Origin of the sequence: Methylomonas koyamae (assembly GCF_006483455.1) — a bacterium.
GTDB classification, from domain to species: domain Bacteria; phylum Pseudomonadota; class Gammaproteobacteria; order Methylococcales; family Methylomonadaceae; genus Methylomonas; species Methylomonas koyamae_B.
In genome coordinates, this window is record NZ_PPPU01000016.1 from 97,092 (window position 1) to 115,429 (window position 18,338).

General features: G+C 65.0%; 3 protein-coding genes. All 3 read right to left on the reverse strand.

What is annotated here, in order from left to right; genetic code table 11:
• Genes C2U68_RS09625 through C2U68_RS09635 form a run of 3 tightly spaced genes read right to left on the reverse strand, consistent with a single transcriptional unit; the run spans position 1 to position 18,326 of the window.
• Positions 1-7,524 carry an amino acid adenylation domain-containing protein gene (locus C2U68_RS09625; RefSeq protein ID WP_140912274.1) on the reverse strand — a complete coding sequence of 2,508 codons (7,524 nt, stop codon included), beginning with the start codon at positions 7,522-7,524 and terminating at the stop codon, positions 1-3.
• Between the two features lie 15 nt (positions 7,525-7,539).
• Positions 7,540-14,181: a type I polyketide synthase gene (locus tag C2U68_RS09630; RefSeq protein ID WP_140912275.1), complete on the reverse strand. Its 6,642-nt coding sequence runs from the start codon at positions 14,179-14,181 to the stop codon at positions 7,540-7,542.
• A 50-nt stretch (positions 14,182-14,231) separates the two neighbouring features.
• Positions 14,232-18,326, reverse strand: a complete 4,095-nt coding sequence (locus C2U68_RS09635; protein ID WP_140912276.1) for a non-ribosomal peptide synthetase — start codon at positions 18,324-18,326, stop codon at positions 14,232-14,234.
• Positions 18,327-18,338: the final 12 nt, after the last annotated feature.

The window sequence follows — 18,338 nt, forward strand, 5'->3', positions numbered from 1 at the left end:
CTAAAACCAGCCGCGGCGTTTAAAGGCAACCTCGCGGCCTTCGCTAACGAACAAGCGCTCGATGTAACGTTGCCAGGCCAAGCGATCGATCTGCGGCGCCGGCAGATCCAGCTCGGCCAGCCGGCGCAGGGTTTTCGCCTGGCCGATCTGCAACCGGCCCTTGTCCGGCGCGGCGTTGTCGGTATCCCAATAAAACAGGTAGGGCGCGAACGGCAACGGGGTTTCGGTCGAAGCCTGCTTGACCCGGTCTACCCAATGGTCGGCGCGGATGCGTTTCAGGCCGACGCTGCCGGCCACGTGCTGGGACAGCAATTTGCTCCAGTCGTAGCTTTCTTCGCCCATCAAATGGAATATTTCGCCGCCGCCGGGCTGTCCGGCCAAGGCAATAATCGCCCGCGCCGCGTAATCCACCGGTATCGCCTTTTCGACCAGCGGGTAATCCGGATAGACCCCGAGCTGGATGCAGGTGCGCAGATACAAGCCGATAAAGTCGTCGTCGCGGCCGGCACCGCTGCGGCTGTCCACCGCCACCCGGCCCAGACGGAAAATCTGGATCGGCAGGCCCATGCGACCGGCTTGCCTGACTGCCGCTTCCGCCACCCATTTGCTGGCGTTGTAGCCTTCCAGATCGGTAAAGCCTTCGCCGGCCAGATCGGTGTCTTCGTCGACTTTCCGCCCCGAGATTTCGGTGTTGAACACGCCACCGGTCGAGACGTAGGCGAATCGTTTCAAGCGGTTGTAGGCAGCCAATTCCAGCAGGGCCTTGGTCGAACCGACGTTGGCCGCGGCCAATTGGCCGTAGCGCAACACGTGGTTCAGATGCGAGCCGTTATGCAGAATCAAGTCGATTTCCGAGGCCAGGTAATCGCGCACCTCGCCGCTCAAGCCGAGGTTGGGCTTGGCCAAATCGCCGACCACCACTTTGATCCGCGGCGCATAGCCGTCCCACCACAGGCCGTATTCCTCCAGATTGGCCCGAATCCGACGCAAGCCGTCTTCGGCCGAGCCGGCGCGTACCAGACAGTGCACCGTGGTACCCGGCCAGCGTTCCAGCATTTGTTCCTGCAAATAAGCGCCGACGAAACCGGTAACACCGGTCAGCAACACGTTTTGCATCCTGCCGCTGGCCGGCGGCAATGGCGTCGGCAGCGCAATGGCGGATTCGGTTTCCAAATCCACCGGCCGCGGCGGCAACAGAATCGCAGTGTCTTCCGCTTCGGCTTGGGTGTCCGCCCCGGCCGCATCCAGATAGGCCGCCATGCTGCGCACGGTCGGCGCCACGAAAAAGTCTTTCAGCGGCATCGAGCGCCCGCTCTGCTCCCGCACCTGCGCCATCAAGCGGGTCGCGCTCAGCGAATGGCCGCCCAGTTCGAAAAAGTCGTCGCTGACGCCGACCGTGTCGACGCCGAGAATCTCCTGCCACAATTCGACCAGCCAGCGCTCGCGCTCGGTTGCGGCCGGTTCGCAAACCCGGCTCGCCGGGTCGGCCGCGCCCGGTAACGGCAGCGCCCGGCGGTCGATCTTGCCGTTGGTCGTCATCGGCCAGACATCCAGCACGATTACCGCCATCGGCACCATGAAATGCGGCAAGCTTTCCCGCAGCCTTGCCATCAGCTCCGCGGCCAAACCGTCGGCGCCGGCTTCGCACAGCACGTAGCCGACCAATTGCCGGTTGCCGGCATCGATATCGCGCACCAACACCAGCGCGTCGCGCACCCGCTCGTGCTCCATCAGCCGGGCTTCGATTTCGCCCAGCTCGATACGGAAGCCGCGGATTTTGATCTGGTTGTCGATCCGGCCCAGGAATTCGATGGTGCCGTCCGCCAGCCAGCGCACCAGGTCGCCGGTGCGGTACAAGCGCTCGCCGCTTTCGGGCCGGAACGGATGGGCAATGAATTTTTCGCCGTTCAATTCGGGCCGGTTCAGATAACCGCGGCAGACGCCGTCGCCGCCGATACACAATTCGCCCGGCACGCCGAGCGGCACCGGCCGCAGTTTGGCGTCGAGAATGAACAATTCGGTGTTGGCCAAGGCGTGGCCCAACGTCAATTTGGCATCGCCCGGCCGGTAATCGGCCGCCATGCAGATCACGGTGGTTTCGGTGGGACCGTAAGCGTTGAAAAAGTGCCGATTCGGGCTCCAGGCTTCGGCCAGCGCCTGTTGGTAGCCTTCGCCGCCGACCAGCAAATGGTCGAGGCAGGCCAGTTTCGCCGGGTCGAGATAGGCCAATAACGACGGCGGCAACAGCGCGTGACTGGTCGTCGCGGTAGCGACGAAATCGGCCAGCCGGTCCGGACTTTTGATCACGTCGTCGGCGGCCATGCACAAGCAACCGCCGTTGGCCAAGGCCACCGCCCATTCCCAGACCGAGGCGTCGAAACTGAACGAGGCGAACTGCAACATGCGGCTGCCGCCGCGAAAATCGAAGCGATTCGCCAACGCCACGCTGACCAGCGCTAGGTTGCGGTGTTCGATCAAGGTTCCTTTCGGCCGGCCGGTCGAGCCGGAGGTATAGATCACGTATGCCAACTGCTCCGGCAGCATGCCGGCGACCTGCGGTTCTTCGACCGATTCGCGGCCGATCGCTTCCCTCAAATATTCGCCGTCCAGCGCCAGCAAACGGATGCCGGCCGGTAGCGGGATGCGTTCGGCGATATGGCTGTGGGCGATCAACCAGCGGCAATCGGCATCCTCCAGCATGAATTGCTGCCGGTCCGCCGGATAGTTCGGGTCCAGCGGCACATAGGCGGCGCCGGATTTCAACACCGCCAGAATCGCCACGATCCAGTCGGGGCTGCGCTCCAGACACAAACCCACCCGCAATTCGCTGCCGGCGCCCAGCCGGATCAGGAAATGAGCCAGCCGATTGGCCCGCCGATTCAACTCGGCATAACTGATAACGCTATCCTGGAATAGGACCGCCGGAGCTTCCGGCCGGTCGCTCACCTGCTCCATGAACATCTCCGGAAACAGGCGACTGTCCAAATCCAGGTTTGGCCCTTTACCCAAAGCCAACATCTCGGCCGCCCCACTGCCGTCCAGCAAATCGTAATCGGCCAGCGCCCGGTCCGGATCGGCCACCAGTTGCGGCAGCAGCACCGCGAACGATTGCGCCAGCCGCTCTACGGTTTCCGGGCGGAACAGCGCGCGGCTGAATTCCCATTGCCCGCTCAGGCCGTCCTGCTCGTTGAACACCACATACAAATCCCAGCGCGCCACCCACTCGCCGCTATCGACCAGCGACATATCCTCGTAAGCATTACGCAACGCGAAACAGACCTGGAAGAACGGGTTGTAGGCCGCGCTGCGCGCCGGTTTCAATTCGTCGACCAGCATTTCGAACGGCAGATCCTGATGTTCGTAGGCCGCCTGCGCCGTTTGTTTCGCCGCCGCCAGCAAATCGTTAAAGCTGTGGCCGGCGTCGATCCGGGCCCGGATCGGCAAGGTATTGACGAAAAAGCCGATCACCGGCTCGGTCTCTTCGAGATGGCGGTTGGCGATCGGGGTACCCAGCACGAAATCGTCCTGGCCGGACCAGCGGTACAACAACAATTCGAAGGCCGCCATCAGCGCCATGAACAGCGTCGCTCCCTGCTGTTCCGCCAGCGCTTTCAAGCCCTGGGCCAGTTCCGGCGCGTAGCGGTCGCGGACCATACCGCCCTGCCAGGACAGTTGCGCCGGCCGCGGAAAGTCGTACGGCAGGCCGATGGTATGCACCGCGCCGTCCAGCTCGCCGCGCCAGTAGGCCAGCTGGGTTTCGCGCAGCTCGCCAGTCAAAAGCTGGCGTTGCCACAGCGCGTAATCGGCGTACTGCAGCGCCAGTTCCGGTAGATCCGGCTCCGTGCCGTGTCGGTAGGCGGCGTAGGCCTGGCGAAATTCGCGCACGAAAACATCGGTGGACCAGCCGTCGGTGACGATGTGGTGCAAGGTCGCCAACAACACTGCATTTTCCGGACTCGAAAGCAGCCGGTAGCGTAGCGGCGGCGCGGCGGCCAAATCGAAGGTCGCCTGCGCTTCCGCTGTGGCCAGCTCGGCCATGCGCAGCTCGCGTTCCGGCTCCGCCAACGCCGACAGATCGTCGATGACCAGCGGCGGCACGAAATCGGGCAAAATCTGCTGGCGCGGTTCGCCGCCGACGGCCGGGAAGCAGGTGCGCAGCGATTCGTGGCGGCGGGTCAGCCAGGCCAGAGCCAGGCGCACGGCTTCGACATCGGCCGCCGCATCGAGAAACACCGCGTTGGGAACGTTATAGGCCGGATTGTCCGGCGCATATTCCTGCACGAACCAAAGCCGGCTCTGGGCGTAGGACAGCGGCAAGGGCTCGGGCCGTTCCTGCCGGACCAATGCCGGATAAGCCGGCGCGCCGCCCGCTTGCCGGTTGCGGATCAATGCGGCCTGACCGGCGATGGTCGGCTGTTGAAACAGTTCGGACAGGCCCAGCTTGACCTCGAACAGCTTGGGAATCCTGGAGAACACCTGAGTGATCGTTAACGAATGGCCGCCCAAGGCAAAGAAATTGTCGTTGACGCCGATGTCGTCGCGGCCCAGCACTTTCTGCCAGACGCCGAGCAAGGCCTCTTCCACCGCGTCGGCCGGCGCTTGCGCCACCGCAGCCTGCAACGCATCGGTTTCTTCCGGTGCCGGCAGCGCGGAACGGTCGGCCTTACCGTTGGCGTTCAACGGAATCGCCGCCAACAGGACGAAGACGCTGGGCACCATGTAATCCGGCAGCCGTTGCGCCAGATAAGTCCGCAACTCGGCGCGGAACTCGGCCGGCTCGGCGATAGCCGCCGCCGGCACCAGGTAGCTAACCAGTTGTTGGCGGTCGCCGCCGCAGACCACGGTCACGGCGTCCTGCACCGCGGCGTGGCCGCGCAGTACCGTATCGATTTCCTCCAGCTCGATCCGGTAGCCGCGAACCTTGACTTGAAAATCCACCCGGCCTTTGACGACGATGCTGCCGTCCTCGCGGAAGTAGCCCAAGTCGCCGGTGCGGTACAGGCGTTCGCCGGCAACTTCCGGCTGCGGATGCGGAATGAACTGGCTGGCGGTCAAGCCCGGATTGTTCAGATAGCCGACGCCGAGCGAGACGCCGCCTATCATCACCTCGCCGGCGATGCCGGCCGGCAGCGGATTGTTGAAGCGGTCCAATACCAGCATGCGCACGTTGGGCAGGTTTTTGCCGACCGTGACCGGCCACTCCGGATGCTCTAACTCTTCCCGGCTGAAGCGATGGGTGGTGCAAAGGTCGGTGCATTCGGTCGGGCCGTAGGTGTTGACCAATTCGCAGCGGCTGTGTGCCGACAACAGCCAAGGCGCCAGCCTGGCCTTGTTTACCGGCTCGCCGCCCAGCAGCAAGTAGCGCAGCGACGCCAAGTCGCGGTAATCGACGTCTTCGCCTTCGGCCAGCGCGTAGCCCATGCTCGGCGTGCAGTTGATCCAAGTAATGCCCTGCTGCGCCACGCTGCGCCGCACATAGTCCGGATCGAAATGATCGCCGACGGCCAGATGCAATTCGCCGCCGGTGAGCAAGGCGCCCCAGACGTTTTTCTGCGCCAGATCGAAGGTAATTTTATTGATCAACAGGCATTTGTCGGCGCTGCCGAAACTGAATTCGCGGTTCCACCACAAGATGAAGTTGATGAAACTGTCGTGGTAGACCCCGGCGGCTTTGGGCTTGCCGGTGGAACCGGAGGTATGGATCACGTAGAACAGTCGCCGGGTATCGACAATCACGGCCGGCGCAGTGTCCGGCTGGCTGCTCCAATTCGCCCAAGTCCGGTCCAGATCGATAATCTGCAGCCCGTCCGCCGCCAGCGCGTCGCCGCGTCCGCCGTGGCTGAGCAATTGGCTAAAGCTGAGATCCTGCAACATACCGGCCAGCCGGGCGGCGGGCGCCTTCGGATCGAGCGGCGCGTAAGCATTGCCGGTTTTGACCACGGCCAGTATCGCAATAATCAGTTCCGCCGAAGGCTCCAGCAATAGCGCGATTTGGCCGCCGGCCGCGGCACCCTGCGCCAACAGAAAATGGGCCAGGCTATTGGCGCGCCGGTCCAGTTCGGCATAACTCAGGCGGACGTCGCCGACCGCCAGCGCGGTCCGCTCCGGATGCAATGCCGCCCGCTCGGCGAACAACGTGGCCAAGTCCCGCTCGCGCGGAAAATCGGTCGCGGTCGCGTTCCAGGCCGCCTGGCGCAGGCGTTCGGCTTCCGCCATCGCGCTGAGCGTGGCCAGCGGCCGCTCGGCATCCAGCAGCATCTGGTCCAGCACGGTTTGCCAGTGGTCGAGGAAACGCTCGACCACAGCCGGCGCATAGCGGCGCGGATCGAACATGGCGCGGATATTCATCTCGCCTACCGGTTCGACCACCAGCGTCAATGGATAATTGGTCTTTTGCGCCACCGCGACGTCGGGCAATTGCACCTGGCTGGACTGCGGAAACGATTCCACCGCCAGCATCGAATCGAACAGCGGCAGCCCCGGCCCGATCGGGCTCCAGGCCTGAATCTCGACCAGCGGGCTATGTTCGTAGCTGCGCAAGGCCAGCAAGCCGTCCTGCAACTCCCGCAGCCAGGCCGCCACCGGCTGCTCGGCGCGGATGCGCACCCGCAACGGCAGCGTATTGATGAACAGGCCGACCATGTGCTGCGAGTTTTCCAGTTCCGGCGGCCGGCCGGACACGGTGCAGCCGAACACGACGTCGTCCTCGCCGCTGTATAAAGCCAGCAAGTAAGCGTACGCGCCCTGAATCACGCTATTCGGCGTCAAGCGCGCGGCGCGGGCGAATTCGCGCAAACGCTCCGCCCGCGCCTGGCCCAGTGCCCGACGGACCACGGCGTAGTCGCAGTCCGGCTCGGCGCCGGGATTGCCCTCGACCAGACCAAGCGGCGTCGGCGCAGCAAAGCCGGCCAGATAGCCGCGCCAGAAAGTCTCGGCCGCGGTCCGGTCCTGTTGCCCCAGCCAACGCAAGTAATTTTTATACGGCGTACTGGCCGGCAGTTCAGGCTCGCGCCCGTCCGCCAATGCCATATAAGCTTGCAGGGCCTGATCCAGCACGATAAACGCCGACCAGCCGTCGAGCAGGATGTGGTGGTAGGTCCACAGCAACACGCTCTGCTCCGCCCCGGTTCGAATCACCCGCAAGCGCAGCAACGGCGCCTTGGCCAAATCGAACCCCGCTTTGGCATCCGCAGCGCGCAGCGCTTGCAGGCCTTGCTCGCGTTCCGCCTCGGCCAGATCCGCCCAATCCAGGGCTTCGACCCGGATTTCGGCTTGGCGCTGCACCACCTGCACCGGCTTTTCCAGGCCTTCCCAAAAAAAGCCGCTACGCAGGATGTCGTGGTGGGCGATCACCCGGTTCCAGGCTTGCTGCCACAGGCCGGGGTCGACGCCGAACGGCACGGTTTGGCTGAACTGTTCGACGTACACCCCCGAGTCGGGGCTGCTCAGGGAATGGAACAGCATCCCTTCCTGAATCGGCGTCAGCTTGTAAATATCGGCGATGTTGGCGCGATCGATGGTCATGGCTCTATCAACTCGTTATTCGATGGTTTGGAACAAGGTAGCGAAGTCTTCTTCGGACAAACCGGCGTCGCCGAAGTCGGCGGCGGTAAATCCCCGGCCCTGGGCCTGTTCGGCTGCTGCCAAGTAGGCCATCACGGTGTTTTCCAACGCCGTGCTTAGTCGCGGCAATTGCTCTACCTGTTCGGCATCCACAGCCAACCGCAACAGCAATCCGTCGACTGCCAGACAGGCGCTGACGGCAAAGGCCTCGCCGGCGGCCAGCACGGCCTCCGGTTCGAACCGGCCGCAATCGCATTGGCCCAACCAGGTGAAACGCACCACCGGCAACGGCAACCCGGAAGCGGCCAATTCGAAACCGAAACCGGCGCTGGGCGCCTGCTTGCGGGCAGCTTTGGCCAGGGTGGTCGCCGTCAATGCATCGCTGTCCGTTTCCAGACAGAGCGGATAGCTGTAGCGCAATACAGCACCGGATTCGGCAACGATATGGGTTTGCGCGTAGCGGACCGCGACCGGCTCCAGCGCAAAACATTCGCCGATGCTGGCCGCGAATGCCGCCAGCAGCAGATCCTCGGCATCCAAATTCAACGCGGCGCGCAGCCGTTCCAGGCCCTGGAGTTGGTCGGCCTCGATCCGGATTTCGGCCGCGGCGGCGCAAGCGCCGGTCGCTGCCAGCGCTACGGATTGGTCCGGCACCGCGGCATAGCCGGCGCTCTCGGCCTGAGCATCGCGCTCGCCGGCGGCGGCAGCCAAATCGGCGGCGGCGGCCGGACGCCAGGGCGCGAGCGGCGCCGCAGCGGCGCTACCCGACAAGCGGGCCAGCACGGCGGCACCGATTTGGCTCAGCCCGGCCGCATCCAGACCCAATGCCGGCCGGGCTTGTAACGCCAACGCACGACCATCGGCCACCACCCGAAATGCGCCGTCGTCGCCGGTTTCGTCCGCCGCGTCCGCCGCCAGAATTGCAACGGTTTCCGCCTGCGCCCAGCTCGGAGCATCGCCGTTAGTCTCGATCCGGGCCAGCAGCAGCGGGTAGTCCGCCGCCACCGCCGCCAGCGCCGCGGCCAGATCGTCGGTAGTGGCCGCGGCAGGCAGTTCCAGGTGCAGGCTGTCCCAGCCCCGGCCGGCCGCCAGCAATTCGCGCTGACCGAAAGTCAGCCAGGCCGGTTCGGCCGCCGCCGGCGCCGAAGCGCCGATCGCGGCCGCCAACGCGGCGACAGTCTGGTGTTCGAACAACTGGTTGGGTTTCACGGTCAGGCCGAAGCGCTTGGCTTGCGACACGACTTGTATCCCCATCACCGAGTCCACCCCCATGTCGAAGAAATTGTCGTGGATGCCGACCGGTTCGATACCCAACACACCTTCCATAATGCCGACCAGGATTTCTTCGGTGGGATTGGTCGGCGGCGCGGCATCGGCGTCCTCGCGCTGCAGTTTCGGCTTGGCAGCCGTTGTTCCGGCTTCCTCCGCGGCGCGTTGCGCCTGCATTCGTTCCAGCAAGGCATCCAGCGGCTGCGGGCTGATCACCCATTGCGGCGAGGCGGCAGAGGCCAACGCCCGTTGGAAGATCTCCAGGCCTTCGGCGGTGGACAAGCTATCGTCCTCGCCGTGACTGTCGGCGGCGGTGGCCGGCGGCAAGGCAAAGGCGCCGGCCGGCACTTTCTTCAACGTAAACTCGTCGATTTGAGCCAGACGCTGCCCGGCCATGTCGTACAAGGCAATGTCGAAACTGAGCGATTCGCGGTCGCCGCTCAGGCCGCGGAAACAAACGTGGCTGAGAAATTCGGCCGGCAGCGGCGCGGCGATCGTCAGCCGGCCGTAACCGAACGGCAGGTATTCGCCGTCGATATCCAAATCCAGCCGCCGCAACAGATGGCCGGTGATCGGACCGCTGGCCATGTCCAACAGGCTGGGATGCAGCATGAACTGCGGCAGATCGTCGGCAAAAGCGGCCGGCAACTGCAAGCGGCCCAACAGATGGTCGCCGCCGCAGCGAATCTGGCTTAGCACTTGCCAGCGCGGCCCCAGGCTGAGGAAGCCGGAATCGTCCTGCACCGCCTGCGGCCGGCCGTCGCTGAAATCCAGCACCTCGCCGCTGCAGCTTGCCGCCAATGCCTGCGGGTCGATCCGGGCCACCGCCAGCTCGGCGGCGTAAATATCGCCGGCCAGCAGCGGCGCCTTGACCCCGGCTTCGCGGGTGTAGACCTCGAAGCCATAGCCGCCGCCCGGCAACGCGTTAAAGTCGCAATGCACTTCGGCCATGTCCAGAGCCGGCACCATCAACGGCCGGAAGAAATATAAATTATCGATCGCGACCTGTTCGGCGCCGCGGTAATCCTGGAACGCCGCCCGCACCATTTCCACCAGGCCGGTACCGGGCATCGTCGCCACGCCTTCGATCCGGTGCTCGAGCAGCGCCCAATGGTCCGGTTCGCGCAGCCAGGCCGCGTAGCTGGCGTGTTGCGCCGATTTTTCCCGGCACGAGTGCAGATAAGGATGAGCCAGGGTCTTGCCGGCCGGCAGCGGCGGCAGTTCGCGCCGGGCGTACAAGCCGGCATCGACCGCCATGCCGGTCTCGCGCCAGCCGCCGAAGTTCAACGACACCACCTTGCTGGCGCCGAAACCGGCGCGGGCATAGGCGTCCAGCACGTTGTTGGCGGCGGAATAATCGACTTGGCCGATACCGCCGATCACGGCAAACAAGGACGAAAACAGCACGATGAAGCCCGGCTCGGTATCGGCGGCGCGGAACGCCTGCTGCAAGGCCAGAATGCCGCGCACTTTGGGCCGCAATACGGCTTCGGCCGCATCGCGGGTTTTCAGTTGGATCAGGCCGCCGCCGGCCACCCCGGCCGAATGCACCACCCCGGCGATCCGGCCGTATTTGTCCAGCAACGCCGCAACCAGTTCGGTCATACGCTCGGCGTCGACCACGTCGCCTTGGCAGATTTCCACTTCGGCGCCGCGGGCTTCGATCGCCGCCAGTTTGCGGATGCGATCGGTGGTCCGGTCCTGCGCCTCGTGTTCGGCCAGCCAACGCGGCCATTCGGCTTTCGGCGGCAAGGCCGAGCGGCCGAGCAGGACGATGTGCTTGGCACCGCGGGCGGCCATGTAGTCGGCCACGGCCAGACCCAGCCCGCCCAGGCCGCCGGTCACCAGATAGGCGCCGTCGGCGGTGAAAACCAGCGGCGCCGGGTCGATCCGGGTCGGTTCGTAGTGCGCCGCCCAACGGTAACCGTGGCGGCAGGCGGCGAAATGGTCGGCCGGCGCCAGCAGCGGTTTGGTTTCGCCGCGCAGCCGCGCCAGTTCCCCCACAGCGCGGTCGGCGCTGACGGCGATGGCAGCGGCGCCGACCAGATCGTCCGGGCTGAAATCCAGATTGCGGCTCAGGAATTTGCGGTATTCGTGGCCCAGGCACAGATGCACGCCAAGCAACGCCGCCTTCAGCGGGTTGACCGGCTCGGCCGGCAACACGTCGTGGATTTCGCTGGACAGCGTCAGCAACGGCAGGCGGCGGTCGCCGGCCTCGGCCGAAAACTGCTGTGCCAGAAACACCAGACTGTGAAAGCTGCGCTCCAGCCAATAGTCCTCGCTGTCGAGTCCGGCCGCGGAGCGCGGCGTGGCGCACAGCGCATGCACGATTGCGGTAGGTTGAGCCTCGGCGAACACCGTCGCCAGCCGTTCGAAGTCGGCCGCTTCGCCGATATTCAAGCTGTACCCGCTTTCGCCGTCGTCGGCAAAGCCGGCGCCCGGTGCGACAATCACCGCGCTGCCGCCGGCCGCCTCGATCCGCTCGGCCAGGGCCCGGCTCAGCCCGTTACGCTCGGCGACGATCAACACCCGCTCGCCGGACCAATCGCCGATGTCCGGCAGTCGGCCGGGCTGGCGTTTCCAGGACGGCGCGTAAAACCATTGCGCCGGATCGGCCAGACGTTGCGCCGGGTTTTCCGTGCCGGCGGCGCCGGCTTGCGGCGGTTCCAACCAGTGGCGCTCGCGGGCGAACGGATAGGTCGGCAGCGAAATCCGCCGTCCCTGGTTATCGCTATCGACCCGTTCCCAATCCAGCTCCAGCCCGGCCGCCCACAAATCGCCCAGCGCCTGGCGCAATACCAGCGCGTCGGGCTTGGTTTCCTTGGGGTGGCGCACGGTTTGCACCACGGCCGCCGCCGCTTTGGCGGCATTGATCGCGTGTCTGGCGAAGGTGCTCAACACGTTGCCGGGGCCGATTTCAATGAAATAACTGCCGCCGCCGGCCAACAAAGTCGCCATACCCTGGCGAAAACGGACGCAGCCTAGCAAATGCCGGGCCCAGTAGTCCGGATCGCAGGCGTCGGCGGCGGCCATCCAGTCGCCGGTCAGGTTGGAGACGTAGGGCCGGCTCGGCGCTTTGGGCGCCGCCAGCCGCACCGCAGCGGTAAAATCGGCGATCATCGGCTGCATCATCGCCGAGTGAAAGGCGTGCGACGTGAGCAACGGCCGGCAGGCGGCGCCGGCCGCTTCCAACCGCTCGCGTACCGCCGCAATGGCGGCGTGCGGCCCGGACAACACGCAGGCATTGGGACTGTTGACCGCGGCCAGACTGACCTCGCCGCCGACATAAGCCGCTGCCGCCGTTTCGTCCAGCGACACCGACAGCATGGCCCCGGACGGCATGGCCTGCATCAGCGCGCCGCGCAAAGCCACCAGCCGCAAGGCAGCATCCAGCTCGAACACCTCGGCCAGGCAGGCTGCGACGTATTCGCCCAGACTGTGGCCGATCATCGCGTCCGGCTCGATGCCGAGCGCCTGCATCTGTTTCGCCAGCGCATACTCGAAGGCGAACAGCATCGGCTGCGCCAAGCGGGTCTGCCCCAGTTGTTCAGTCAGCGCCGCATCGGTCGGATCGGCGGCCAGCACGAAATCGCGCAAATCCAGCCCCAAATGGCTGCGCAGCTGGTCGCAGCAGTCGTCGAACACCTGGCGGAACACCGGCAGATTTTGGTAAAGCCCGCGCCCCATGGTCAGATACTGGCTGCCTTGGCCGGTGAACAGGAATACTTTCTTGGCGTCGGCCGGCAGCGCCTTGGTTTTGGCGGGATTGTCGCGAATCGCGGCCAACCCCTGCTGCAAGGCTTCCAAACTATCGGCAGCGACGGCGGCGCGTACCGGAAAGGCTTTGCGGCCCTCTTGCAAGGTAAAAGCCACGTCGTCCAAATCGACGCCGGGTTGGCGGCGCAAGAAATCGTCCAGATTTGCCGCGGCCCGGCTCAAGGCCTTGGAAGATTTGGCAGACAACACGAAGCTGCGCAATTTTGCGCCGGAACGGGTGACTGGCTGCGGCGGCGCTTCTTCCATGATGGCATGAGCGTTGGTGCCGCCGATGCCGAACGAGCTGACCGCGGCGTAACGGGTACCGGCGCAATCCCAGTCGCGCAGGGTGTCGTTGACGAAGAACGGGCTGTTGGCAAAATCGATGCGCGGATTCGGCGTGCCGAAATGCAGGCTGGGCGGCAGCGTGCGGTGCCACAAGGCCAGGGCGGTCTTGATTACCGAGGCGACGCCGGCCACCGGCGCCAGATGGCCGACATTGGTTTTCAGCGAGCCCAGCGCGCAATAGCCGGTGCGTTCGGTATGCTTGCGCCAGGCCCGCGCCAACGCGGTGATCTCGATCGGATCGCCCAGCGGCGTCGAGGTGCCGTGGGCTTCGACATAGCTGATCTGGTCCGGATCGACCCCGGCATCGGCCAAGGCCCGCTCGATCACATGCATCTGGCCGTCGATACCCGGCGCGGTGTAACCGGCCTTGAAGGCTCCGTCGTTAGTCACCGCGGTACCGCGGATCACCGCGTAAACCCGGTCGTGGTCGGCCAACGCGTCTTCGAGGCGTTTCAACACGACGATGCCGACGCCGCCTTCGCTGAACACAGTGCCCTCGGCCTTGGCGTCGAAGGTGCGCAACAAGCCGTCCGGCGACGCCATGCTGCCTTCCTGGTATTGGTAGCCCAGGCCGCCGGGCACGGTCGCCAGGGCGCCGCCGGCCAGCGCCGAGTCGCATTCGCCGGCACGCAAAGCCCGGCAGGCCAGGTGGATCGCGACCAGGGAGGTCGAGCACGCGGTTTGCACCGTGATCGACGGCCCGGTCAGGTTCAGTTTGTATGCGGTGCGGTTGGTGATGTAATCCGGTTCGTTGCCGATGCCGGCGATCAAGTCCTTGGACGACGCGAACATGATGTCGCGGTTCGGGAAAATGTTATTGAAGAAATAGCGCGACAAGGCGGTGCCGGCATAGACGCCGACCGTGCCGGGGCAGTCGTCCGGGATGTAACCGGCGTCTTCCAGCGCCGCCCAGGCGCACTCCAGGAACAAGCGCTGCTGCGGATCGAGCAGCTCGGCTTCGGCCGGGGTATAGCCGAAAAAACCGGCGTCGAATTTATCGACGTCGTCCAGGTAATAACCGGCGGCCACCCAGGAGCCGCCGGCCACTTGCTTGCGCACGTAGGGAATCGAGGCGGCGTCGTGCGCGGCAATCCCCTGCTGCACTTCTTCCTGAGTGTAATGCCGCAACGCGTCGCGGCCGGCAACCAGATTGTCCCAGAATTCGCTGACCGAATTCGCTCCCGGAAAACGGCCGGCAAGGCCGATGATGGCAATGGCGCCCGAGTTGGCTTGATTTGCTTGCATGTGCTTTGCTTCCGTTGTCTATGTTTCGATGAAATTGGCGGCAGGCGGGCTTATTCCGCGCCGCTGCGGCGGCGCGGCGCCCGGCCGGAGCGTTCCCGTTTCGCGCCGTCTGCGGCGGCGGACGGTGCCGCGGCGCGCGGTTTCGGTTGCAGGTAGTCGACCAGCGCGGCGATGGTCGGGTAGACGAAAAACATGTCCAGCAACGGCACGTCCTTGCTCAACAAGGGCCGCAGCCGGGTATGGATCTTGATCATGTCCACCGAGGTACCGCCCAGGTCGAAGAAGTTGTCGCCGGGGCCGACGCTGTCCACGCCGAGCACTTCGCGCCAGACGGCGCAGATTTGCCGGGCCAGATCGGAATCGGCCACCGCCACCGCGGCGACGGCCTCGACTTCCTTGCGCGGTTGCGGCAGGGCTTTGCGGTCGAGTTTGCCGTTGGCGGACAGTGGCAATTCGTCGAGGCGGATAAACAGCGACGGCACCATGTAGTCGGGCAGTTTCTGGCTCAGGTAGTCGCGCAAGCGGCTTTCGAAACCGGCGTCGGAATGCTGGAACCGGGCTTGCGTCAGTTGCAGTTCGCGCAGTTCCGCGTCGCCGAGTTCGACGCCGCCGACCAGCGCGTGCAGATAGGCCGAACGCTGTTCCAGCTCGAACAGCGGCCGGGCCCGTTCGAAATCGAAACCGCCCAGCTGGCAGGTGGCCAGACCGAAGCGATGCGCGTCCTGCTCCAGAATTTGGGTGATCAGGCCGCTCTCGATCCGGCACAGGTGCATGGAATCCTGGCCGTACAGCGGTTCGATGGCCTCCAGATTGGCGACCAGGAACAGGTGGAAGGCGGCGCTGTCGACCATCGCCGCGTTCCAACTGCCGTAATACGCGGCGTCGATCCGGCCGTTACCGGGCAAATGCACCAGACGGTGCTGGTCCGGATCGTAGTAATACATGCCGCCGGCCAGGCCGGCGATCCGGCCCGGTACCGCATAGAGATAGAGTTGCACCGGATACAGCGAACCCGCCGAACCGTAGCGGTATTTCGGGGTGGCCGCAGTCGGATCGCGGCGCAACCGGCTCAACAGCCGGCCCAGACTGCCGAGATCGACGGCGGTGTCGGGAAACAGCCGCTGCGAGCGGCGGCGATAGCCGGCGTCGCTCGCCTCTGGCTCCGTTGCCAGCGCCACCGCCTCTGCCGCGGCGTCGAAGCGGCGCAGGCCGGGTTGCGACAGGCGGAAGCGGATTTTGTCGTTGTCTTCCGTTTTGGCCGCGGCCGGCGCCTCCGGATCGCGCACGTAGTAGGCAATCAACTGCCGGGCCCGGCCGCTGTCGCCGGTGACGGCGCATACCGCCGCCTTGACGCCGGCAAAGCGCGCCATATTGATTTCCACTTCGCCCAATTCGACCCGAAAGCCGTTGATCTTGACCTGGAAATCCTTACGGCCGAGAAACTCGATGTTGCCGCAGGGCAGCAAACGGCCGAGGTCGCCGGTCCGGTACAGTTTTTCGCCGCTGCGGGGATGAGTGACGAATTGGGCCGCGCTGCGCTCGGCGTCGCGCCAATAGCCCAACGCCACGCCGATGCCGCCGATGTACAGCTCGCCCGGCACCCAGACCGGACAGGCTTGCATCTGCTCGTCCAGCACGTGAAAGCTTTGGTTGAGCATGGCCTTGCCGTAGGGAATGCTGCGCCAGTCCGGGCTGAGCTCGCCGATCGGATAGATGATGGACCAGATCGAGGCTTCGGTAGCGCCGCCCAGGCTGAACTGTCGCGCGTTGGGGCAACTGCGCCGAATCGCCTCCGGCAGCGGCAGCGGAATCCAGTCGCCGCTCATCATCACCAGCCGCAGGCTGGAATTCGGCCGCCGCGCCACCTCGTCCAGGTAGGTGGTGTAAATGTCCATCAGTGCCGGAACGGTGTTCCAGAGCGAGACGCCGTGGCGCTGCACCATCTCGTCCCAATGGCCGGGGTCGCGCTGGCGGTCGGCATCCGGCAACACCAGCGTGCCGCCGGCGCCGAGCACGCCGAAAATGTCGTAAACGGACAGGTCGAAATTCAGCGCCGACAAGCCCAATACCCGGTCGTCCGGACCGACTTCAAAGCGCTGGTTGATATCGACGCAGGTATTCAACGCACCGCGGTGGTCGATCATGACCCCTTTCGGGGTGCCGGTGGAACCGGAGGTGTAGATCACGTAAGCCAGATCGGTCGGCTGCCGCATCACCGGCAGCGCTTTAACCGGTTGAGCCGACGCCGCCAATTCGGCGACCGTCAGCACTTCGATACCCGCCGGCAGCCGCAGCCCGGCAGCGGCATCTGCCGCCACCACCCGCTGCAAGCCGGATAATTCGATAATCTGGGCGATCCGGTCCGGGCCGTAACCGGGTTCGATCGGCAGATAGGCGCCGCCGGCCTCGAGAATGCCCAAGGCGGCCACCACCTGCCAGCGGCCTTTCGGCAACAGGATGCCGACCAGCTCGCCGCTACCGGCACCGCTCTGCCACAAGCGCTGCGCCAAGCGATTGGCCAGCCGGTACAACTCGCCGTAACTGAATTCGGCCTCGGCGTCGATCACGGCAATCCGCTCCGGATTGGCGCGGGCCTGGCGTACGAAAGGTTCGTGCAGCAATCCGGCCGGCACCGGCGCCGCGGTGGCGTTGGCTGCTGCGATCAGTTGCCGCTGCTCCCGCGGCAGCAGGTCGAGTTCCGGCCGTTGCCAGAGCATGTCGTCCTGAGCCAGGCCGCCGACCAGTTGCCGGTAGGCGTCGAACATCGCTTCCAGGAAGCCGTCCGGAAACAGGCCGCTCACCGAGTCCCAATCGTATTCCAGTTTGCCGGCGTCTTCGGTGACCTGATGGTCCAGCCAGACCTGCGGCGTCTGCGTGATCGTGTAATGCACGTCGCCCAGCCAGGACATCGCCGCCGGCGTATCGTCCGCCGGGTTCGGTTTGATCGCGCTGGTAAACACCACCGGAAACAACGAGGCATTGGAGTCACGGCGCTGCTCGGTCAATTCCCGCAGCACTTGCACGCCGCTGACGTAGCGATGGTCCATGTCGCGCCATAACTGCGCCTGCACCGACTTGACCCGTTCCGAAAATGACGCCGGCCGGGAATAATCCAGCTCCAGCAGCACCACCGACGTAAAGTCGCCGACCAGCGCGTTGACTTGCGGATGAAACGGCAGCCGGTTGAACAGCGTCAGATTCAAGGTAAAACGTTTGCGGCTGCTCCAGCGGGCGACGACGGCGCCGTAGGCGGCCAGCAGCACCGCCGACGGCGTCACGCCCAGGCGTTGGGCACGGCTTTTGATTTGGCCCCAGCGCTCGGCGTCCAGGCTGGCGGACAGGCGGCGGAATTGCGGGCGGGCTATGCTTTCCGGGGCCACGGCCAGCGGAAAATCCGGGCCGGGCGGCAGGTCCTTGATTTTTTCCCGCCAATAGTTGCAGGACTCGCGGTAGGCTTCGGTTTGCTTCATCAATTCCAGACCGCGGACGTAGTCGGCGTAGGACAGTTCCAGCGGCGGCAATTCATCGCCCTGGTACAACCGGCGCCATTCCTCGCTGAGGATGTCGAAGCTCAAGGCGTCGAAAATCAGCACGTCTATGCTCAGATGCAGCCGCACCACGCCGTCAGGCAATAAGCTGGCGCGAATGTCGAACAAGGGCCACACCGCGGTATCCAGTACCTGGTGCGACATTTCCTCGCGGACTTGCTCCAGACTGGCGTTGCTCTCGTCTCCGGCGACACTGGCGTCCAGCACTTCGAAGCGGTATGCGGGGACCGTTTTTAAAATCTGTTGGCGGCCGTCGGGATTGACGACGGCGCGCAGCATGTCGTGGCGCTGGATCAAACGGTTGAAAGCCGTTTCCAGCCGCACCAGATCCAGGCCGCGGCAGTCGACTTCCATGTAGCCGTGGGCGGCGATATTGCCCAGATCAAATGCCGCCTGCCGGCCGACCCAATACGCCTGCTGAATGTCGGTCAGCGGAAACGGCTCAAAGCGGGTCTCGCCCATCGGCTGCAGTTTCGGCACGTAGAAGTCGGTTTGGGCTTGGGACCTATCGTCCTGCGACCGTTGTTGCAGTCTCGCCATCAGACTCTGGCGCTGTTCGTTGCTCAGTTCGGCGATCAGTGATTGTGTGTTTGCCATCTCGTTGTCTCC